At 71.4% G+C, this 20288-nt stretch carries 19 protein-coding genes; 16 read left to right on the top strand and 3 right to left on the bottom strand.

Going from position 1 to position 20288, the window contains the following annotated elements:
* Window positions 1–118 precede the first annotated feature (118 nt).
* From iolC to ACTXG6_RS10295, 11 genes are all read left to right on the top strand, one after another.
* The gene (gene iolC, locus ACTXG6_RS10345) at window positions 119–1078 is read left to right on the top strand and encodes a 5-dehydro-2-deoxygluconokinase (protein ID WP_445189967.1); all 960 of its coding nucleotides are present in this window, start codon (window positions 119–121) and stop codon (window positions 1076–1078) included.
* A complete protein-coding gene (locus ACTXG6_RS10340; RefSeq protein WP_445187545.1) occupies window positions 1068–1943 on the top strand; it encodes a Cgl0159 family (beta/alpha)8-fold protein in 876 nt (291 codons plus the stop codon). The genes iolC and ACTXG6_RS10340 overlap by 11 nt, the downstream gene beginning before the upstream one ends.
* Entirely contained in the window at window positions 1940–2824 is an 885-nt protein-coding gene (gene iolB / locus ACTXG6_RS10335; protein WP_445187544.1) for a 5-deoxy-glucuronate isomerase, read from the top strand. The genes ACTXG6_RS10340 and iolB overlap by 4 nt, the downstream gene beginning before the upstream one ends.
* Window positions 2821–4872 carry a 3D-(3,5/4)-trihydroxycyclohexane-1,2-dione acylhydrolase (decyclizing) gene (gene iolD, locus ACTXG6_RS10330; protein ID WP_445187543.1) on the top strand — a complete coding sequence of 684 codons (2052 nt, stop codon included), beginning with the start codon at window positions 2821–2823 and terminating at the stop codon, window positions 4870–4872. Before iolB ends, iolD begins: the two co-directional genes overlap by 4 nt.
* Window positions 4873–4928: 56 nt before the next feature.
* On the top strand, window positions 4929–6455 hold the full coding sequence (locus tag ACTXG6_RS10325; protein WP_445187542.1) for a CoA-acylating methylmalonate-semialdehyde dehydrogenase: 1527 nt from the start codon (window positions 4929–4931) through the stop codon (window positions 6453–6455).
* Between the two features lie 11 nt (window positions 6456–6466).
* Window positions 6467–7375 (top strand): TIM barrel protein, encoded by a 909-nt coding sequence (locus ACTXG6_RS10320; RefSeq protein ID WP_445187541.1) that lies wholly within the window; start codon window positions 6467–6469, stop codon window positions 7373–7375.
* 59 nt (window positions 7376–7434) lie between these two features.
* A complete protein-coding gene (locus tag ACTXG6_RS10315) occupies window positions 7435–8427 on the top strand; it encodes a substrate-binding domain-containing protein (protein WP_445187540.1) in 993 nt (330 codons plus the stop codon).
* Window positions 8428–8488: 61 nt separating this feature from the next.
* Window positions 8489–9544 carry an ABC transporter permease gene (locus tag ACTXG6_RS10310; protein ID WP_445187539.1) on the top strand — a complete coding sequence of 352 codons (1056 nt, stop codon included), beginning with the start codon at window positions 8489–8491 and terminating at the stop codon, window positions 9542–9544.
* Between the two features lie 8 nt (window positions 9545–9552).
* Window positions 9553–10368 (top strand): ATP-binding cassette domain-containing protein, encoded by an 816-nt coding sequence (locus ACTXG6_RS10305; protein ID WP_445183232.1) that lies wholly within the window; start codon window positions 9553–9555, stop codon window positions 10366–10368.
* Between the two features lie 66 nt (window positions 10369–10434).
* Entirely contained in the window at window positions 10435–11487 is a 1053-nt protein-coding gene (locus tag ACTXG6_RS10300; RefSeq protein ID WP_445187538.1) for a Gfo/Idh/MocA family oxidoreductase, read from the top strand.
* Window positions 11484–12347, top strand: a complete 864-nt coding sequence (locus ACTXG6_RS10295; protein WP_445187537.1) for a sugar phosphate isomerase/epimerase family protein — start codon at window positions 11484–11486, stop codon at window positions 12345–12347. The genes ACTXG6_RS10300 and ACTXG6_RS10295 overlap by 4 nt, the downstream gene beginning before the upstream one ends.
* Before the next feature lie 72 nt (window positions 12348–12419).
* Here ACTXG6_RS10295 and ACTXG6_RS10290 read toward each other — a convergent pair whose 3' ends face one another.
* Both ACTXG6_RS10290 and ACTXG6_RS10285 read right to left on the bottom strand, forming a co-directional pair.
* The gene (locus tag ACTXG6_RS10290; protein ID WP_445187536.1) at window positions 12420–13319 is read right to left on the bottom strand and encodes an endonuclease domain-containing protein; all 900 of its coding nucleotides are present in this window, start codon (window positions 13317–13319) and stop codon (window positions 12420–12422) included.
* Between the two features lie 213 nt (window positions 13320–13532).
* Complete coding sequence (locus ACTXG6_RS10285) at window positions 13533–14558, bottom strand: LacI family DNA-binding transcriptional regulator (RefSeq protein WP_445187535.1); 1026 nt, start codon at window positions 14556–14558, stop codon at window positions 13533–13535.
* A 117-nt stretch (window positions 14559–14675) separates the two neighbouring features.
* On the opposite strand from ACTXG6_RS10285, the gene ACTXG6_RS10280 reads away from it, so the two are divergent.
* From ACTXG6_RS10280 to ACTXG6_RS10260, 5 genes are read left to right on the top strand one after another with little or no spacing between them, the layout of a single operon-like run.
* Window positions 14676–15713 carry a Gfo/Idh/MocA family protein gene (locus ACTXG6_RS10280; protein WP_445187534.1) on the top strand — a complete coding sequence of 346 codons (1038 nt, stop codon included), beginning with the start codon at window positions 14676–14678 and terminating at the stop codon, window positions 15711–15713.
* A 60-nt stretch (window positions 15714–15773) separates the two neighbouring features.
* The gene (locus ACTXG6_RS10275; protein ID WP_445187533.1) at window positions 15774–16787 is read left to right on the top strand and encodes a Gfo/Idh/MocA family protein; all 1014 of its coding nucleotides are present in this window, start codon (window positions 15774–15776) and stop codon (window positions 16785–16787) included.
* Window positions 16784–17767: a sugar phosphate isomerase/epimerase family protein gene (locus ACTXG6_RS10270; RefSeq protein ID WP_445187532.1), complete on the top strand. Its 984-nt coding sequence runs from the start codon at window positions 16784–16786 to the stop codon at window positions 17765–17767. Before ACTXG6_RS10275 ends, ACTXG6_RS10270 begins: the two co-directional genes overlap by 4 nt.
* Window positions 17760–18803: a fatty acid desaturase family protein gene (locus ACTXG6_RS10265; RefSeq protein ID WP_445187531.1), complete on the top strand. Its 1044-nt coding sequence runs from the start codon at window positions 17760–17762 to the stop codon at window positions 18801–18803. The genes ACTXG6_RS10270 and ACTXG6_RS10265 overlap by 8 nt, the downstream gene beginning before the upstream one ends.
* A gap of 29 nt (window positions 18804–18832) precedes the next feature.
* The gene (locus tag ACTXG6_RS10260) at window positions 18833–19138 is read left to right on the top strand and encodes a Rieske 2Fe-2S domain-containing protein (RefSeq protein ID WP_445187530.1); all 306 of its coding nucleotides are present in this window, start codon (window positions 18833–18835) and stop codon (window positions 19136–19138) included.
* 105 nt (window positions 19139–19243) lie between these two features.
* Here ACTXG6_RS10260 and ACTXG6_RS10255 read toward each other — a convergent pair whose 3' ends face one another.
* Complete coding sequence (locus ACTXG6_RS10255) at window positions 19244–20284, bottom strand: LacI family DNA-binding transcriptional regulator (RefSeq protein WP_445187529.1); 1041 nt, start codon at window positions 20282–20284, stop codon at window positions 19244–19246.
* Between the last annotated feature and the right edge of the window lie 4 nt (window positions 20285–20288).

Genomic DNA, 20288 nt, shown 5'->3' with positions numbered 1-20288 from the left:
CCTCCTTTCGGGGCGAGACGGCTTCGAGCGAGAGGTAGCGATGGACCCCGTGATCAATGCTGACACGAACCGGCCCAGCGAGGTCGGTGACTCCCCGGCGGCCCCGGAGGTGCTCACCATGGGCCGCCTCGGGGTGGACATCTACCCGCTGCAGACCGGGGTGTCCCTGCGCAAGGTCGAGACGTTCGGCAAGTACCTGGGTGGCACGGCCGCGAACGTCGCGGTGGCCGCGGCGCGGTACGGCCGGCGCAGCGCGCTCATCTCGCGCACCGGAGCGGACCCGTTCGGCGAGTACCTGCACGACGCACTGCAGGGGTTCGGCGTGGACGACCGGCACATCACCGCGGTGCCGAGCCTGCCGACGCCGGTGACCTTCTGCGAGATCTTCCCGCCGGACGACTTCCCGCTCTACTTCTACCGGCTGCCCAAGGCACCCGACCTGGAGATCTACCCCGAGGAGCTGGACCTGGACGCGATCCGCTCGGCGGACGTGTTCTGGGTGACCGGCACCGGGCTGTCCGCCGAGCCGAGCCGCGAGGCCACCCTGCACGCACTGCGGGCCCGGGGTAAACGGGGCATCACCGTGCTCGACCTGGACTACCGGCCGATGTTCTGGCCGTCCCGCGAGGCCGCCCGCGAGCAGTACCAGCAGGCGCTGCCCTACGTCAGCGTCGCGGTCGGCAACCAGGACGAGTGCGACACCGCCGTCGGCATCCGCGACCCGCACGAGGCGGCGCAGGCGCTGCACGCCGCCGGCATCGAGCTCGCCGTGGTCAAGCAGGGCCCCAAGGGCGTGCTGGCCTCGGTGCGCGGCGCCGACGGTCGGCCGGACACCGAGGTCACCGTGCCGCCGGTACCGGTCGAGGTGGTGAACGGGTTGGGCGCCGGCGACGCGTTCGGCGGCGCGCTGTGCCACGGACTGCTCGCCGGCTGGGACACCGAACGGATCATGCGCTTCGCCAACACCGCCGGCGCGATCGTCGCGTCGCGGCTGGCCTGCGCCGACGCCATGCCCACGCTCGACGAGGTCGAGCAGCTGCTGAACACCGGGTTAGAGGAGGCCGTCCGTGCGCGATGACCAGCTCTCCGAACTCATCTCCACCCGGGTGCACCGCCCCGGCGCGGTAGCCGAGGCCGCCGCCGCCCGGCGCCGGCCCGACTCGCTGCTCGGCGAGCACGGCAAGCTGATGATGATCGCCGCCGACCACCCGGCCCGGGGCGCCCTGCGCGCCGGCGACCGGCCGCTGGCGATGGGCGACCGGATCGACCTCCTGGACCGGCTGTGCCTGGCGCTGTCCCGACCCGGCGTCAACGGCGTGCTCGGCACCCCGGACGTCCTGGAGGACCTGCTGCTGCTCGGCGCGCTGGACGGCAAGGTCGTGGTCGGCTCGATGAACCGAGGCGGCCTGGCCGGCACCACGTTCGAGATGGACGACAAGTTCACCGCGTACACCGCGGCCGCGATCGGCGCCGCCGGGTTCGAGGGCGGCAAGATGCTGACCCGGATCGACCCGGACGACGCCGGCACGGTGCTCACCCTGGCCGCCGCCGGGCGGGCGGTCAGCGAGCTCGCGGAGCACCGGCTGATGGCCATGGTCGAGCCGTTCATCTCGCACCGGGTGGACGGGCGGGTGCGCAATGAGCTCACCGCCGAGGCGATGATCCGGGCGATGACGGTCGCCGCCGGGCTCGGCACCACCTCCGCGTACACCTGGCTGAAGGTGCCGATCGTGGACGACATGGAGAAGGTGATGGCGGCGACCACGCTGCCCGCGCTGATCCTCGGCGGCGAGGTGGCGAGCGACCAGGACGCCACGATCGCCAGCTGGAGCAAGGCATTGGCGCTGCCGACCGTGCAGGGCCTGGTGATCGGGCGCAGTCTGCTGTTCCCTCCCAATGACGATGTTGCGGCGGCCGTGGATGCGGCGGTGGGGTTGCTGTGAGCGAGAAGTACGTGGTGCGTCGGGGCGAGACGTCTGACGGTGACTTCGAACTGGTGGTCACTCCGGAGTCGGCCGGCTGGGGGTACAGCAGCCTGCGGGTGCTCGAGCTGGCCCCCGGTGGCACGGCCGAGTTCGACACCGGGCCGGACGAGATGGTGCTGCTGCCGCTGTCCGGTGGTGCGACGGTGAGCTGTGACGGCGAGAAGTTCGAGCTGGCCGGCCGGGGGTCGGTGTTCTCCCGGGTCACCGACTTCGCGTATCTCCCGATGTCCTCGCGGGCCCAGGTGTCCTCGGTCGACGGTGGCCGGTTCGCTCTGCCGGCCGCCCGGGCCACCCGTCGGCTGCCCGCCCGGTACGGCCCGGCCGAGGGAGTCGGCGTGGAGCTGCGCGGCGCCGGCCAGGCCAGTCGGCAGGTGAACAACTTCTGCACCCCGGAGACGTTCGAGGCGGACAAGCTGATCGCCGTCGAGGTGCTCACCCCGGCCGGCAACTGGTCGTCCTACCCGCCGCACAAGCACGATCAGGCGCGCGACGGCGAGGCCGAGCTGGAGGAGATCTACTACTTCGAGGTCGGCTCAGGGCCCGCCGGGGAAGGCATCGGCTACCAGCGGGTGTACGGCTCCGGCCCCGGCCGGGAGATCGACGTGTGCACCGAGGTGCGCGGCGGCGACACCGTGCTCATCCCGCACGGCTGGCACGGCCCGTCCATGGCCGCGCCCGGCTACCCGCTCTACTACCTGAACGTGATGGCCGGCCCCAGCCCGGACCGCGCCTGGCTGATCTGCGACGACCCGGCGCACGGCTGGGTCCGCGACACCTGGGCCGGCCAGGCCCTCGACTCCCGGCTGCCCCTCACGAGCACCTCGGAGCTGCCGACATGAAGCTGACAGTGGCGCAGGCTCTGGTCCGGTTCCTTGCGGTGCAGTACAGCGAGCGGGACGGCGTGGAGCAGCGGCTGATCCCCGGCTGCTTCGGCATCTTCGGCCACGGCAACGTGGCCGGCGTCGCCCAGGCCCTCCTGGAGAACGCCGCCCAGCGAGAGCACTCCGCCCCGGGCCACAACCCCCCCGCGAGTCGGGGCTCCCAGCACACCGAGTCGGGATTCTCAGCACACGAGGCACCCGAGTCGCCCGACCTGCCCTACCGACTGGCCCGCAACGAGCAGGGCATGGTGCACGCCAGCGTCGGTTACGCGCGGATGCGCAACCGGCTGCAGGCGATGGCGTGCACCGCGTCCATCGGCCCCGGCTCCACCAACATGATCACCGGTGCCGCGCTGGCCACCATCAACCGGATCCCGGTGCTGCTGCTGCCCAGCGACTTCTTCGCCACCCGGGTGGCCAGTCCGGTGCTGCAGGAGCTCGAGGACCCGCGCGGCTACGACGTGTCGGTGAACGACGCGTTCCGCCCGGTGTCCCGGTTCTTCGACCGGGTGGACCGCCCGGAGCAGCTGCCGTCCGCGCTCCTCGGTGCGATGCGGGTGCTGACCGATCCTGCCGAAACAGGCGCCGTGACGATCTCCCTGCCGCAGGACGTGCAGGCCGAGGCGTACGACTGGCCGGACGAGCTGTTCGCGCGCCGGGTGTGGCACGTGGCGCGGCCGGTACCGGAGCCGGCGGCGCTGGCACGGGCGGTGGCGGTGCTCCGGTCGGCGTCAAAGCCGCTGCTGGTGGCCGGCGGCGGGGTGATCTACAGCGAGGCGGGCGCGGCGCTGCGGGCGTTCGCCGAGGCGACCGGGATCCCGGTGGCGGACACCCAGGCCGGCAAGGGCGCGATCGCGTGGGACCACCCGTGCGCGGTCGGCGGGGTCGGCGCGACCGGGTCACCGGTGGCGAACGCGCTGGCCCGCGACGCCGACGTGATCCTCGGCGTCGGTACCCGGTACAGCGACTTCACTACGGCGTCGCGCACCGCGTTCCAGAACCCGGACGTGCGCTTCGTCAACCTCAACATCACCTCGTTCGACGCCGCCAAGCAGTCCGCCACGGCGCTGGTGGCCGACGCGCGGGAGGGTCTGACGGCGCTCACCGAGGCGCTGGCCGGGCCGGTGAGTGTGCTGACACCCGCGACACAGGGTGCTGAGATCCCCGACTCGCGGGAGAGTGGTTACCGGGTGGCGGCGGAGTACACGGCGAGGTTTGCCGCGCACCGCGAGGAGTGGACGCGGGTGGTGGACCGGGCGTACCACCTGGACCACGGGCCGCTGCCGGCGCAGACCGAGGTGCTCGGCGCGCTGAACGAGCTGATGCAGCCCCGGGACGTGATCGTGCAGGCGGCCGGCAGTATGCCCGGTGACCTGCAGATGCTGTGGCGGGCCAGCGACGAGAAGGCCTACCACGTGGAGTACGGCTACTCCTGCATGGGCTACGAGATCGCCGGCGCACTGGGCGTGAAGATGGCCGCGATGGCCGCCGCCGAGTCGGGCCGCGAGCCGGACCGCGAGGTGTTCGCGCTGGTCGGCGACGGCTCGTACCTGATGATGGCGCAGGAGATCGTCACCGCGGTTTCCGAGGGCATCAAGCTGAACCTGGTCATCGTGCAGAACCACGGCTTCGCCTCGATCGGGGCGCTGTCGGAGTCGGTCGGCTCGCAGCGCTTCGGCACCAACTACCGCTACCGGGACGCCGGCACCGGCCAGCTCGACGGGGCCCGGCTGCCGATCGACCTGGCGGCCAACGCGGCCAGCCTCGGCGCCGAGGTGATCCGGGTGCGCACCATCGCCGAGCTCCGCGAGGCGATCGCCACGTCACGCGCGTCCACCCGCACCACGGCCATCCACATCGAGACCGACCCGCTGGCGCCGGTGCCGTCCCCGGAGAGCTGGTGGGACGTGCCGGTCGCCCAGGTCGCCGCCCTGGACAGCACCCAGCAGGCCCGCAAGACCTACGAAGAGCACAAAGCCACCCAACGCCCGCTGATCACCCCGTGAGTGGCGAGTGGGGCCATGACCCAACTCGGCACTCACGACCCGAAGGAGAACCGCCCGTGAGGACCATTACGCACTGGATCGGCGGCAAGCCGGTCGCCGGTGGCACGAGCACCTCGCCGGTGTGGAACCCGGCCACCGGACAGCAGCAGGCCGAGGTGCCGCTGGCCAGCACCGAGGAGGTCGACACCGCGGTGCGCACCGCGGCCGCGGCGTTCGAGCAGTGGTCGCAGTCGTCGCTGTCGGCCCGCGCGAAGGTGCTGTTCCGGTTCCGCGAGCTGGTCAACGGCCGCGCCCAGGAGCTCGCCGAGATCGTCGCCGACGAGCACGGCAAGGTGGTCAGCGACGCGCTCGGCGAGGTGCAGCGCGGCCTCGAGGTCGTGGAGTTCGCCTGCGGCATCCCGAGCCTGCTCAAGGGTGACTACTCCGACCAGGTCTCCTCCGGCGTCGACGTGTTCTCCTTCCGCGAGCCGCTCGGGGTCTGCGTCGGGATCACGCCGTTCAACTTCCCGGTGATGGTGCCGATGTGGATGCACCCGGTGGCCATCGCCTGCGGCAACACCTTCGTGCTCAAGCCCAGTGAGCGCGACCCCAGCGCGTCCATGCTGATCGCCGAGCTGTGGGCCGAGGCGGGCCTGCCGGACGGCGTGTTCAACGTGGTGCACGGGGACAAGATCGCGGTCGACGCGCTGCTCGACCACGAAGCCGTGGCAGCCGTGTCGTTCGTCGGGTCCACCCCGATCGCGCGCTACATCCACCAGCGGGCCAGTGCCACCGGCAAGCGGGTGCAGGCCCTCGGCGGCGCGAAGAACCACGCCGTGGTGCTACCCGACGCGTCGCTCGACTTCGCCGCCGACCACCTGGTCTCGGCCGCCTTCGGCTCCGCCGGCGAGCGGTGCATGGCGATCTCGGCCGCCGTCGCGGTAGGCAGTGCCGGCGACGAGCTGCTCGCCCGGGTCAGCGAGAAGGCCCGCGCGGTGAAGGTCGGGCCCGGCCGCGACCCGGCCAGCGAGATGGGCCCGGTGATCACCGCCGCCGCGCGGGACCGGATCGTCGGGCTGATCGGCACCGGCGCCGAGCAGGGCGCCGACCTGGCGGTGGACGGGCGCGGGCTGACCGTGCCCGGCCACGACGGCGGCTTCTTCGTCGGCCCGACGGTCATCGACCGGGTCCGCCCGGAGATGGACGTGTACCGCGAGGAGATCTTCGGACCGGTGCTCGCGGTGGTGCGCGCCGACTCGGTGGACGAGGCGATCGCCTTGATCAATGCGAATCCGTATGGAAATGGAACCGCAATCTTCACCTCCTCGGGTGAAGCCGCACGGCGGTTCCAGCGTGGTGTGCACGTCGGGATGATCGGGATCAACGTGCCGATCCCGGTACCGATGGCCTACTACTCCTTCGGCGGGTGGAAGGACTCGCTGTTCGGCGACAAGCACGTGCACGGTCCGGAGGGCGTGTCCTTCTACACCCGCGCCAAGGTCGTGACGTCCCGGTGGCCCCAGACCGTCGAGAGAAGCGCCAGCGGAACGAGCATCGGCGCCGAAGCGAGTGGTTCCAGCTTCCACTTCCCGACCTCGAACTAGAGGGGCACCTCGTGACCGAGAAACTTCGCCTGGGCACCGCCCCCGACTCCTGGGGCGTGTGGTTCCCGGACAACCCGAGCCAGGTCCCGTGGCAGCGCTTCCTCGACGAGGCCGAGCGGGCCGGCTACGAGTGGATCGAGCTCGGCCCGTACGGCTACCTGCCCACCGACCCGGCCCAGCTGCGCGACGAGCTGGACCGGCGCGGACTGCGGCTCTCGGGTGGTGCGGTGGCGGCCGGACTGCACCGCGGCGCGGACGCACTGAAGCAGGCCGTCGAGGACTGCCGCGCCGAAGCCCAGCTGCTCACCGCCCTCGGCGCCCGGCACCTGGTGCTGCTGCCGGAGGGCTACACCGAGCTCGACGGGTCGCTCAACCAGCCCGCTGACCTCACCCCGGAGCAGTGGCGCAACCTCACCGCCGGGATGGACACACTGGCCGCCACGCTGCACGACGAGTTCGACGTGGAGCTCGTCTTCCACCCGCACGCGGACAGCCACGTGGACACCCAGCCCAGGGTGGAGCGCTTCCTCACCGACACCGACCCCGCGCACGTCCAGCTCTGCCTCGACACCGGGCACATCGCCTACTGCGGCGGGGACAACCTGGAGATCATCCGGAGGTTCCCGGAGCGGATCGGCTACGTGCACCTCAAGCAGGTCGACCCGGCGGTGCTGGCGCGGGTCACCGCCGAGGGGCTGGCGTTCGCGCCCGCCGTGGCGCTCGGCGCGATGGTCGAGCCGCCGCTCGGGGTGCCGGACATGCCGTCGCTGCTGGACGAGCTGGGCCGCCTCGACGTGGACCTGTTCGCCATCGTCGAGCAGGACCTCTACCCCTGCGAACCGGACACCCCACTGCCGATCGCCGCCCGCACCGCGCAGTACCTGGGCGGCTGCGGCATCGGCCCGGTGCGCACGCCCTAGCAGTCACCCCCGGCTTGCAGTCCGCCTCCTGGCCGGCTGCCAGATGAGAGGAACACTCAATGAGGAGTACCCGCAAGTTGGTGCGCGTGCTGGCCACAGCGGCCTCGCTCGCGGTGGCACTGGCGGCGTGCAGCAGCCAGGGCGGCGCGCAGAGCCAACCCAGCCAGGGCGGTGGTGGCGGTGCCGCTCAGGGCAAGCGCTACACGATTGCGATGGTCACCCACGAGCAGGCCGGTGACACGTTCTGGGACAAGATCCGGGCCGGTGCGCAGGACGCGGCCAAGAGCCTGAACGTTGATCTGAAGTACTCGAACAACGAGAACGGCCCTGAGCAGGCGACGCTCGTGCAGAACGCCATCGACAGCAAGGTGGACGGTCTCGCGGTCACCCTGTCGAACGCCGACGCCGTCATCCCGGTCGCCAAGAAGGCCGCCGATGCAGGTATCCCGGTCGTGGTGTTCAACCAGGGATTCGACCAGTACAAGCAGGCCGGCGCGAAGATGTACTTCGGGTCGGACGAGGACCTCGCCGGGCAGAGCATCGGCCAGCGCATCAAGACCGACAACGGCGGCAAAGCGCTCTGCGTCATCCAGGCGCAGGGCTCGGTGGCACTGGAGACGCGCTGCGCCGGCGTGAAGAAGACCTTCCCGAACACCGAGAACCTGTATGTCAACGGCGCCGACAAGCCGGCCGAACAGGCCTCCATCGGCGCGAAGCTGCAAGAGGACAAGTCGATCACCCACGTCGTCACGCTCGGCGCCGGTGACGCGCTCGCCGCGCTGAACGCAAAGAACGACGCGGGCAGCACCGCCAAGATCGTCACATTCGACCTGAACCCGGACGCCGCCAAAGCGATCAAGGACGGCAAGATCGGGTTCTCGGTCGACCAGCAGCCGTACGTGCAGGGCTACATGGCCGTCACGGCGCTGTGGCTGAACCTGACCAACGGCAACGACCTGGGCGGCGGCAAGCCGGTGCTGACCGGTCCATCCTTCGTCGACTCGACCAACATCGACCAGATCCTCCCGTACACCGCGAGCAACAAGCGCTGACGCGCACCCGGGGGGAGCCGGTATGCCGGCTCCCCCCACCCGCCCAACCCTGGAGCACTCCATGAGCGCACCCGTCGCCACCCAGCCACCCCGAGCTCCGCAGGAGCCGCCGCGCGCAACGCGGTCGCTCACCGCGCGCGTGCTCACCCGCCCGGAGATCGGCGCCGTCGCCGCCGCGATCGCGATCTTCATCTTCTTCTTCGCCGTCGCGGCGCCGTTCCGCACGCTGCCGGCGTTCTCCACGGTCCTCTACGCCAGCTCGACCATCGGCATCGTCGCGGTCGGCGTGTGCCTGCTGATGATCGGCGGGGAGTTCGACCTCTCCTCCGGCGTCTCGGTGGTCACCTCGGCATTGGCCGCCGCGATGGTCTCCTTCCAGCTCAGCCTGAACATCTGGGTGGGCGTGGTGGTCAGCCTGCTCATCGCGCTGGGCATCGGGTTCTTCAACGGCTACATGGTCGTCCGGACCGGGATCCCGAGCTTCCTGATCACTCTGTCCACGTTCTTCATGCTGCGCGGCATCAACCTGGGCGTCACCAAGGCGATCACCGGCACGGTGGCCACCCCGAACGTCTCCCAGCTCGACGGCTTCGCCCTGGGCAAGGTCATCTTCGCCGGGGACATCCCGCTCGGTTTCATCACCGTGAAGGTCACTGTGCTGTGGTGGATCCTGTTCACCGCCATCGCCACCTGGATCCTGCTGCGCACCCGGGTGGGCAACTGGATCTTCGCCTCCGGCGGCAACCCGGCCAGCGCCCGCGCGGTCGGCGTCCCGGTGAACAAGGTCAAGATCGGGTTGTTCATGGGCGTCGCGTTCGTGTGCTGGTTCTACGGCATGCACCTGATGTTCAACTTCAGCTCGGTGCAGTCCGGCCTGGGCATCGGCAACGAGTTCATCTACATCATCGCCGTGGTGGTGGGTGGCGCGCTGCTCACCGGCGGCTACGGATCGGCCATCGGCGCGGCGGTGGGCGCCTTCATCTTCGGCATGACCACCCAGGGCATCGTCTTCGCCGGCTTCGACCCGAACTGGTTCTACACCTTCCTCGGCGCAATGCTGCTGCTGGCCGTACTCGTCAACCTCTACGTCAAGAACTACGCCCTCACCCGGAAGTAGGCCACGCCATGACCGACACGATCGCCGATCACGCGGCACGGGATCTGAAAGCTGGCACGCCACTGGTCGAGATGGAGAACGTGGGCAAGGCCTACGGCGCCATCCGCGCCCTGGAGGGCATCAACCTCACCGTCAACGCCGGCGAGGTGGCCTGCGTGCTGGGCGACAACGGGGCCGGGAAGTCCACCCTGATCAAGATCATCTCGGGGCTGCACCCGCACACCGAAGGCATGCTCAAGGTGGACGGCCAGGAAGCGCACTTCGGCTCGCCCCGCGCGTCACTCGACCACGGCATCGCCACCGTCTACCAGGACCTCGCCGTGGTCGCGCTGATGGAGGTGTGGCGCAACTTCTTCCTCGGCTCGGAGATCCGCAAGGGCAAATACCCCCTTGCCCCGCTGGACATCAAGGCAATGAGGGAGGTCGCCGACGCCGAGCTGAAGAAGATGGGCATCACCGTCAAGGACATCAACCAGCCGATCGGCACCCTGTCCGGCGGGCAGCGCCAGTGCGTGGCCATCGCCCGGGCGGTCTACTTCGGCGCGCGGGTACTGATCCTGGACGAGCCGACCGCCGCGCTCGGGGTCAAGCAGTCCGGCGTAGTGCTCAAGTACACCGCCGCCGCGCGCGACGCCGGGCTGGGCGTCGTGTTCATCACCCACAACCCGCACCACGCGTTCATGGTCGGCGACCACTTCATCATCCTGAAGCTGGGCCGCCGGGTACTGGACAAGAAGCGCTCCGAGGTCACCCTCGAGGAACTGACCACCGAGATGGCCGGGGGCCAGGAGCTCGCCGAGCTGACCCACGAACTCAAGCGCTGACACCGTGAGTGGCGAGTGGCCGTGGGGGGCCACTCGCCACTCACGACCTCTGGGAGGACTTTCCGAATGATCAACGTTGGTGTCATTGGTGTGGGCATGATCGGCCAGGACCACATCCGGCGGCTCAGCCAGGTGCTGTCCGGGGCCCGGGTCGCGGCGGTCTCCGACGTGGACTCCGACCGGGCCCGCTCGGTGGCCGCCGGGCTGCCCGGCGGTGGTGCCGGTGCTGGTGCCGGAGCCGGTGTGGCGGTGCACGACACCGGTGAGGCGCTGATTGCCGACCCGGCGGTGGACGCGGTGTTGGTGACCTCCTGGGGTCCTACGCACGAGGCGTACGTGCTCGCCGCCATCGACGCCGGCAAGCCGGTGTTCTGCGAGAAGCCGCTGGCCAGTACGCAGGAGGCCTGCTCCCGGATCGTGGACGCCGAGGTGGCGACCGGGCGGCGGCTGGTGCAGGTCGGCTTCATGCGCCGCTACGACGCCCAGTACCGGGCGATGAAGGAGGTCGTGGCCGGCGGCTCGATCGGCGCACCGCTGCTGATGCACGCCGCGCACCGCAACCCGTCGGTGCCGCCGCACTTCACCAGCGACATGATCATCAATGACAGCGCGGTGCACGACATCGACGTGGCACGCTGGATGTTCGACGAGGAGATCGCCTCGGTCACCGTGTTCAAGCCCCGCCAGAACCGCAAGGCCGCGCCGGGACTGAACGACCCGCTGCTGCTCCTGCTGCGGATGACCAGTGGTGTGTTGGTGGACGTCGAGGCGTCGCTGAATGCCTCGTTCGGCTACGACATCCGCGGCGAGGTGGTCTGTGAGGACGGCACCGTCGAGCTGTCGGAGAGCGCCGGCGCGGTGGTCAAGCGGACCGGCGGCTACGGCGCGCGGGTGCCGGCGGACTGGCGGGAACGGTTCGCCCGGGCGTTCGACACCGAGTTCCAGGAGTGGCTCGACACCATCACCGCCGGCCTCGAGCCGACCGGGCCCAGCTGCTGGGACGGCTACGCGGCGACCGTGACCTGCGATACCGGGCTGGCCGCGCTGCGGTCCGGGGCGAGCGAGCCGGTCGTGCTGCGGGATCGACCGGACCTGTACAAGACGGCCGCCACCTCATGAAGATCGCGCTCGACCCGGCGATGTACCACGCCGATATGTCCGTGGCCGACGAGGTGCGCAAGGCCGCCGCGCTGGGCTACCGGCACCTCGAGCTCTCGCCCCGGGCGGACTGGTTCTTCTGGCACCGCTACCCGAAGGCGGACCGCGAGGCGATCGCCGAGGTCCGCAAGGTCTGCGCGGAGACCGGCGTCGACATCCTGACCCTGGTGCCGGTGTTCGACTGGTCCTCGCCCGACGAGCAGGAGCGACAGGCCCAGGTGCGCAACTGGCGACGTCTGCTGGAGATCGCCGCCGAGCTGGAGTGCCAGGTGGTGAACACCGAGCTCTCCGGCGACCCGAACGACGCGCGGCGTTCCGAGCACGCGTTCTACCGGTCGATGGAGGAGCTCATCCCGGTCTTCGAGCGCTACGGGATCGGGCTGAACATCGAGGCCCACCCGTACGACTTCGCCGAGACCAACGACGACGCGGTGCAGATCATCCGCGGCCTCGACAGGCCATGGGTCAACTACGTGTTCTGCGCCCCGCACGCGTTCCACCTCTCCGACGGGGCGGGCGACGTGGGCCGGATGATGCGCTACGCCGGTTCGAAGCTCGCGCACGTGCACATCGCCGACTGCTACAACCACCGCGCCAACGCGGGCAACCGGTACATCGTCAACCCGCCCGGCGTGGACGCCCGCATCCACCAGCACAGCGAGATCGGCCACGGCGAGGTGCCGTGGGACGAGTTCTTCTCCACCCTGCGCGCCATGCGGTTCGACGGCATCGCCACGGTGTGCGTGTTCGGCTGGGAGGAGACCGCCGACGACATCCACCGCCGCATGCTCGAGCGGGTCACCTCGGAGCTGGTGCGCTGACCCGTGCGCCGGGCTGGCCGGGCTGGCCGGGCTGGCCGGGCTGGCCGGGCTGGCCAGTGTGGTCCGCCGAGTTCAACCACAGCGGCGTCCTCGACGCGCGTCGAGGCCGCCACGGTTGAGCTCGGTGCGCTGGGCGAGCAGCGAGTCGATCCGCTGGACGGTCTGTGCGGCGTACAGGTCGTCGGCGCACAGTCGGATGGTAAGCCAACCGTGGCCGGCCAGGATCGCGTCGCGCTGTCGGTCGTGGTGCGCGGCGTTCCGGTCGAAATGCACCGCACCGTCGTACTCCAGCGCCAACTTCGCGCCCGGGTACGCCAGGTCGGCCCTGGCCAGCACGAAGCCGTACTCGTCTGAGATCCGGTACTGCACCTCGGGCGGCGGCAGGCCGGCGCGGACCAGCGTGACCCGCAGCCGGGTCTCCCCCGGTGACTCCGCCCTCGGGTCGGCCAGTGCGACGAGCTCGTCCAGTCGTCGGCAGCCGCGCGCGCCCGGTTGCCGTGCGCGGCGGTCGAGTAGTGCGGCGGGTCGGAACGGTGTGATCCGTGCGAGTGCGTCCAGCACGACGACGGCCTCGATCGTCGGCAGCCGCCGGGCCAGGTCCCACGCCGTGCGTTCGGCGGTGGTGAGCCGGCAGCCGTCGCGCTCCTCGATGTCCTCGGCGGCCAGGGTGGCGTACCGGATCCGCAGCCCCGCGCACCGTTTCTGGAAGCGTGGCACGAGCACCTCGACGGGGGCGGCGGGCGGGACGCAGTCCGCGCCGAGCAGCAGCGCCGCGGAGTAGCCGGCGAGCACCCCACCCTGGCCGGCGACGAGCAGGTACGCCGCCCGGGAGCGGGTCGCGTGGTCGAGCTCGTGATCGGCGGGCAGGTAGACGTCGGGGAACACCCGCCGGAACCTCGGCCCGTAGAGGCGGTCCGGGGTGACCAGGCCGCGCGCGATCGCCTCGGTACCCCGGAACGGCCCGTCGATCACGCCGCACAGCATGCGTCGCGAGCCCACCGCTCCGGGGCCGTTTCGCCGAGTTCAACCCCACCGGCTGTTGATCACGCCGCGGTGGCCGCTGTGGTTGAACTCGGTGGGATTTTGCAGGGCCATCTGGGCGGCGGTCAGCCACCGGGCGGCGGCTGGCTCGCGGGGCGGCGGCTGGCTCGCGGGGCGGCGGTCAGCCACCGAGCGGCGGTCAGCTCACCGGGCGGCGGCCGGCTCGCGGGGTGGGCCGGTGGTGCCCCTGATGACCAGGTACGGGGGCAGCACTACTTCGCGGTGCTCGGTGCGGGTGCCGTCCAGGCGTTCCACGAGCAACGCGATGGCGTGCTCGGTGAGCTTGCGGGTGTCCTGCCCGACGGTGGTCAGCGCGACGTGCGCGAGCCGGGCGACGAGGTCGTCGTCGTAGCCGACCACGGACACCTGGCCCGGCACGTCCACCCCGCTGCGCACGAACACGTCCAGCAGCCCGACCGCGGTCCTGTCGTTGAACGCCACCACCGCGGTCGGCAGCGGTTCGCCGGTATCCAGCAGCGCGCGCGCCACCTGCATGCCGGCCTCCTCGTCGGGGCCGCCGGGCAGCACCCTGGAGCGCTCGGCCAGCCCGGCGCCGCGCATCGCGCCCTGATAGCCGCGGCGGCGCTCGGCGGCGATCAGGCCCGGCCCACCATCCAGGTACGCGATGTCCCGGTGGCCGAGCCCGGTGAGGTGCTCGACCGCCTGGCCGACCCCGACGTCATCGGCCACCCGGACCACGTCCACCTCCGCCGCGCCGACCCGCCGGCTGACCGTCACCACCGGCACCTGGCGGTCCAGCGCCACCAGCCGCTTCGCCGGCGCTTCCGGGCCGAGCAGCACCAGCGCCTCGCAGCGGGAGTCCAGCAGCGTCTCGATCGCGCGCTGCTCGCCCCGGCTGCGGGTGATCGTGCTCAGCACCAGGTCGTAGCCGTGCTGCTCGACCGTCTCGTGCAGGTCCTCGACGAGCTCGGCGTGGAAGGTGCTGCGTACGTCCAGCAGCACGCCGATCAGCCGGCTGCGGTGCGCGGCGAGCAGGCTGGCGGCCCGGTCGGGGCGGTAACCGAGTCGCTCGGCGGCCGCCAGCACCCGTTCCCGGGTGGCCGCGCTCGGGCCGGGCGCACCGCGCAGCACCAGCGAGACCGACGCGGTGGACAGCCCTACCTCGGCCGCCACGTCGTCCAGCCGCACCCGCCGCTCGGGGTTCAGCACGCTCAGCGCTCGCCTTCCTTCAGCCCATTGACACCGGACGTGCCAGCTCGGATAGTACTCGGTATTAAAGCGCTTTAAAACCTCGCCCGAAACCCGCGCACTCGAAGGAGCCCCGGCATGAACAGCGAGCCGCTGCGGATCGGGATCCTGGGAGCCGCCCGGATCACCGACCTCGCGCTGGTCGGTCCGGCGCACACCACCGGTGACCGGCTGGTCGCGGTGGCCGCCCGATCCCGCTCCCGGGCCGAGGCGTTCGCGGCCGAGCACGGGGTGGAGCGAGTGCTGGAGGACTACGCCGCCCTGCTCGCCGACGACGAGGTCGAGCTGGTCTACAACCCGCTGGCGAACTCGCTGCACGGGCCGTGGAACACCGCCGCCGCACTGGCCGGCAAGCACGTGCTGAGCGAGAAGCCGTTCGCCGCCAACGCCGAGGAGGCCCGGTCGACCGCCGCCACCGCGCTGGCCGCCGGGGTCACCGTGATCGAGGGCTTCCACTACCTGCACCACCCCCTGATGCAACGGGTGCACGAGCTGCTGGACGACGGCGAGCTGGGTGACCTGCGTGAGGTCGAGGCGCACATCACCATGCCGGCCCCGCCGGCGGACGACCCGCGCTGGTCGTTCGAGCTGGCCGGCGGCGCGGTGATGGACCTGGGTTGCTACGGGCTGCACGCGCACCGCTCGCTCGCGCCGTGGGGCGGCGGCGAGCCCCGGGTCGTCGGCGCGCGCGGTGCGGAGCGCTACAGCGGGGTGGACGAGTGGGTCGAGGCCGACCTGGAGTTCCCCGGCGGGGCGAGCGGGTTCGTCCGGTGCTCGATGAACGCGCAGTGGCGGCTCACCCTGCGGGTGGTCGGCTCGCTGGGCGAGGTCACCGTCGCCAACTTCGTACTGCCGCACAAGGACGACCGGTTGGTGGTCCGCACCGGCTCGGGACCGGCGTCGACCGGGCACACCGAGCGCACCGAACGGCTGGGCACCCGCTCGTCGTACACGTACCAGCTCGAAGCCGTCCGGGCGCACCTGCGCGAGGGCGCCCCGCTGGCCCTGGACGTGCACGACGCGGTAGCCACCGCCGAGCTGATCGACTCCGTCTACACCGCGGCCGGCCTGCCGGTGCGGCCCGCCCACGCCCTCGCGACACACCACGACTCGTGAGTGGCGAGTGGTCCGGGAGGACCACTCGCCACTCACGGGTCCGACGAAGGAGGACCTTCCATGCGTCTGGGACTGATCGGGCTCGGCCGGATCGGCGCATTCCACGCGCGCACGTTGTCCGAGCTGGCCGTGGTCGACTCGCTGGTGGTGACCGACGCCGTGCCGGAGACGACCGCGCGGGTGGCTGCTGAGATCGGGTCGCGAGTCAGCACAGAGGTCGCCGACTCGCCGGCGAAGCTGCTCGCCGCCGGGGTGGACGGCGTGCTCATCGCGGCCGCCACCAACGCCCACCCGGAGCTGCTGCTGGCCGCCGTCGACGCCGGGCTGCCGGTGTTCTGCGAGAAGCCGATCGCCGGTGACATCAACGACGCCGTCGAGCTGACGCGGCGCATCGCCGGCCGCGACGAGCGGGTGCAGATCGGCTACCCGCGCCGCTTCGACGCCGGTTACGCCGCCGCCAGGGCCGCCGTCGCCAGCGGCGAGCTGGGCTGGCTGCACACCGTGCGGGCCACCACGCTGGACCCGGCACCGCCGCCGCCGGCGTACGTCGCGGTGTCCGGCGGGATCTTCCGGGACTGCTCGGTCCACGACTTCGACGCGGTCCGCTGGGTCACCGGACGGGAGGTCGTCGAGGTGTACGCGGTCGGCGGCAACCGGGGAGACAAGTCATTCGCCGAGGTCGGCGACGTGGACACCGCGGCGACCACGCTGACCCTGGACGACGGCACGCTGGCGCTGGTCTCCAACACCAGGTACAACCCGCGCGGCTACGACGTGCGGCTGGAGCTGCACGGGTCGCGGGACAGCATCGCGGTCGGGCTGGACGACGGCCTGCCGCTGCGCTCCGTCGAACCCGGTGTGGCGTTCCCGGCCGGCCCGCCGCACAGCTTCTTCATGGACCGGTTGGCGCCGGCGTTCCGCGCCGAGCTGGCCGCGTTCACGGCACTGGTGGCCGGCGAGCGGCCGTCGCCGTGCACCGTCACCGACGCGATGGAGGCCGGCTGGATCGCCGAGGCCGCCACCCTGTCCCGACTCGAGCACCGCCCGGTGCGTCTGGAGGAGGTTCGTTCATGACTACGAAGGCGACAGCGAGCGAGCATCGCAGCGAGCGCCAGCGAGCGAGGAACGGAACGAGCGCGGAGTCGAGCCGTGAAGCAGCCAAGATTGCCGGCGCGCCGATCTCCTGGGGCGTCTGCGAGGTGCCCGGGTGGGGCTTCCAGCTGGACCCCGCGCGGGTGCTCGCCGAGATGGGCGAGGTCGGGCTGACCGCCACCGAGTTCGGCCCGGCCGGCTTCCTGCCCGCCGCGCCGGACGAGATGGCCGCGACGCTGGACACGCACCGCCTGGAGGCGGTCGGCGGCTTCACCCCGCTGCTGCTGCACGTGCCCGACCACGACCCGGTGCCGGAGGTGCGCGAGCTGCTGGCCGGCTATGCCGCGGCGCGCGCCGGCACGCTGGTGCTGTCCTCGATCACCGGGCAGGACGGCTACGACTCGCGCCCCCAGCTGGACGAGTTGGGCTGGCGGACGCTGTTGACCAACCTGGACCGGATCGGCGCGGTGGCCGCCGAGGTCGGCGTGCACGCGGTGCTGCACCCGCACGTGGGCACCATGGTCGAGACCGGCGACGACGTGCAGCGGGTGCTGGCCGGCTCGGAGATCGCGCTGTGCCTGGACACCGGGCACCTGCTGATCGGCGGTACCGACCCGGCCGAGCTGACCCGCCAGGCCCCGGAGCGGATCGCGCACACCCACCTCAAGGACGTCGACGCCGGGCTGGCCAGCCAGGTCCAGGACGGCCGCCGCTCGTACACCGAGGCGGTACGGCTGGGTATGTACCGGCCGCTGGGCCTCGGCGACGTGGACATCGCGGCCATCATCGGTTACCTGCGGGCGCGGGACTACGACGGCTGGTACGTGCTCGAGCAGGACACCATCCTGACCGAGGCACCCACCGGCGTCGGCCCCGTCGCGGACGTACACACCAGCGTCGAGCACCTGCGTTCGGTGCTCACCCGGAGCTCCGCGAACTCGGGGGTGAGAGGCGATGGCTAGCCGCTACAGCCTCGTCGGACCGGAGGGCTCGCGCGCCGTCGAGGCGGGGCTGACCACCGGGCAGTGGTTCCGCTCGGAGATACCGCGCAAGCGGATGAAGGAGCTGATGCGCCGCTCGGACCAGCCGGCGCTGCGGGACACCGCGATCTGGCTCGGCCTGCTGGCGCTGTCCGGTGCGCTCGGCTTCGTCTGGTGGGGCAGCTGGCTGGCGGTGCCGTGCTTCCTGGTCTACGGGGTGCTCTACGGCTCCTCCGGCGACTCCCGCTGGCACGAGGCCGGGCACGGCACGCCGTTCCGCACCCGGTGGATGTCGACCGTGGTCTACCAGCTCGGCTCGTTCATGATGATGCGCGACCCGACGGTGTTCCGCTGGGGCCACACCCGCCACCACACCGACACCCTGATCGTCGGCCGCGACCCGGAGATCCAGGTGATGCGCCCGGCCCGACTGGCCAAGCTGCTGGCCAACCTGTTCGGGCTCTACGACGTGCCGGTCGCGCTGGTCACCATGGTGCGCCACGGGGCCGGGCGGCTCAGCGCGGAGGAGGCCACCTTCGTGCCGGAGACCGAGCGGTTCCGGGTGTACCGGACCGCACGGATCTGGCTGGTGATCTACCTGGTCGCCATCGGTCTGAGCGTGGCGACCGGCTCGATCCTGCCGCTGATGTACATCGGCGGCCCCCGGATCTACGGCACGTTCATGCACATCGTCTACGGGCTGACCCAGCACGCCGGCATGGGCGAGAACGTGCTGGACCACCGGCTGAACACCCGCACCGTGCACATGTGCCGGATCAACCGGTTCCTGTACTGGAACATGAACTACCACGTGGAACACCACATGTTCCCGATGATCCCGTACCACCGGCTGCCCGAGCTGCACGAGGAGCTCAAGCACGACCTCGCGCCGGCGTACCCGTCGATCTGGGCGGCGTACCGGGAGCTGGTGCCGGCCGTCCTGCACCAGCTGAAGGACCCGACCCACTACGTGCGCCGCGAGCTGCCGGCCGGCGCGACCCCGTTCCAGGACGCCTGAGTTCCAGGACACCCGAGAGGAGCACGACCATGTGGATTCCCGCCTGCAAGCTCGACGATGTGGACGCCGACGACGTGATCGGCGTCCGGCACGACGGGGTGGACTACGCCGTGTTCCGCTCGCCGGACGACGAGTACTTCGCCACCGCCGGGCACTGCACGCACGAGCGCGAGCTGCTCTGCGACGGGTTGGTGATGGACGGCGAGATCGAGTGCCCGAAGCACCTCGGCCGGTTCAGCTACGCCACCGGTGCCGCGCAGGGCGCGCCGGTGCTCGTCGACCTGCGCACCTACCCGGTGAAGCTCGAGGACGACACCGTCTACCTGGAGATCTGAGTTGCTCGCGCGGCCGGCGGCCTGTTGTTACCGAACTGCACAGGAGGCAGGTTCGGACGCCGAAAAACCTGCCTGGTGTGGAGCTCGGTAACCGCAAGCAGGGCGCTAGCGCAGCGCCGGGGGCAGGGTGGAGGGGATGTTGTGCGGCGTGATCACCTGAATGCTGGCCGGCCAGGTGTGGATGGCGCCGGGCAGGGCGCGGTGCGCCTGCAGGATCACCTGGCAGGCGCGGCGCATGTCGGCGCCGAGGTCGTGGTGCAGTACCGCGGACAGCCGGCCGGCTCGCAGCAGCCTGGCGTTGTCGCCGTCCAGGTCGTGCGCGACGTACGCGGCGCACTCCCGCCCGAGCGCGGCGAACGCCTCCAGGGTGGCCACGTTGCCGCCGCCGATGGAGTACACCGCCCGCACCCCGGGGTGCTCGGCCAGCGCGGCCCGGACCAGCGCGCCGACCGGCTCGTCCAGCCCGGAGCTCTCGGTGATCTCCACCAGCCCCCGCAACGGTCGGGCGGCACGCAGCGCGGCGCGGAAGCCCATCTCGCGTTCCTCCTCGCCCCGGAAGGAGCCGCTGCTCAGCGTCACCAGCACGTCCCCCTGCTCAGTGCCGAGCCACTGCCCGATCAGGTACGCCGCCGTCGCGCCGGCGGCGCGGTTGTCGATGCCCACGTAGGCCACTCGCCCGCTGGCGGCCACGTCGGTGACCAGCGTGACCACCGGGATGCCCGCGCGCACCAGCGCCTGCGCGGCGGCGGCCACCTCCGGCACGTCGGGGGCCTTGAGCAGGACGCCCTGCGAGCCCCGGCGGCGGATGTCGTCCAGCACGGCCACCAGGCCGGCGGCCGACCCGGTCTCCCGGAAGTGGAACCGGGCCCGGATGACGGCCGGCCGCAGCCAGGGCAGCTCCGACTCGAGTGCGGCGCGGACCGCCGAGGAGAACCGCGCCGGCGTCTGCATCACCACGTCCACCAGGAACCTGCGGCCACCGAGGCGGACCTGGTCGCGCTGCCGGTCCAGGTCGGCGATGGCCTGCTTGACCTGCCGTTGGGTGCTGGCCCGGACGCCGCCCCTGGCGTTCAGTACCCGGTCGACGGTGGCCTCGCTGACCCCGGCCTGCACGGCGATCTCGTGGAGCGGGTACGGGTGCGGCACGGCC

The organism is Pseudonocardia sp. Cha107L01, assembly GCF_052566575.1.
The sequence above is the reverse complement of the archived record's forward strand: the minus strand, read 5'-3'. Positions and strand labels throughout refer to the sequence as shown.

Bases quoted from the DNA above. Each gene is read 5' to 3' on its own strand.
- ACTXG6_RS10280 (WP_445187534.1), top strand. From the start codon at position 14,676: ATGAACAGCGAGCCGCTGCGGATCGGGATCCTGGGAGCCGCCCGGATC.
- ACTXG6_RS10310 (WP_445187539.1), top strand. From the start codon at position 8,489: ATGAGCGCACCCGTCGCCACCCAGCCACCCCGAGCTCCGCAGGAGCCG.
- ACTXG6_RS10315 (WP_445187540.1), top strand. From the start codon at position 7,435: ATGAGGAGTACCCGCAAGTTGGTGCGCGTGCTGGCCACAGCGGCCTCG.
- ACTXG6_RS10260 (WP_445187530.1), top strand. From the start codon at position 18,833: ATGTGGATTCCCGCCTGCAAGCTCGACGATGTGGACGCCGACGACGTG.
- iolC (WP_445189967.1), top strand. From the start codon at position 119: ATGGGCCGCCTCGGGGTGGACATCTACCCGCTGCAGACCGGGGTGTCC.
- ACTXG6_RS10270 (WP_445187532.1), top strand. From the start codon at position 16,784: ATGACTACGAAGGCGACAGCGAGCGAGCATCGCAGCGAGCGCCAGCGA.
- iolD (WP_445187543.1), top strand. From the start codon at position 2,821: ATGAAGCTGACAGTGGCGCAGGCTCTGGTCCGGTTCCTTGCGGTGCAG.
- ACTXG6_RS10275 (WP_445187533.1), top strand. From the start codon at position 15,774: ATGCGTCTGGGACTGATCGGGCTCGGCCGGATCGGCGCATTCCACGCG.
- ACTXG6_RS10265 (WP_445187531.1), top strand. From the start codon at position 17,760: ATGGCTAGCCGCTACAGCCTCGTCGGACCGGAGGGCTCGCGCGCCGTC.
- ACTXG6_RS10295 (WP_445187537.1), top strand. From the start codon at position 11,484: ATGAAGATCGCGCTCGACCCGGCGATGTACCACGCCGATATGTCCGTG.
- ACTXG6_RS10305 (WP_445183232.1), top strand. From the start codon at position 9,553: ATGACCGACACGATCGCCGATCACGCGGCACGGGATCTGAAAGCTGGC.
- ACTXG6_RS10300 (WP_445187538.1), top strand. From the start codon at position 10,435: ATGATCAACGTTGGTGTCATTGGTGTGGGCATGATCGGCCAGGACCAC.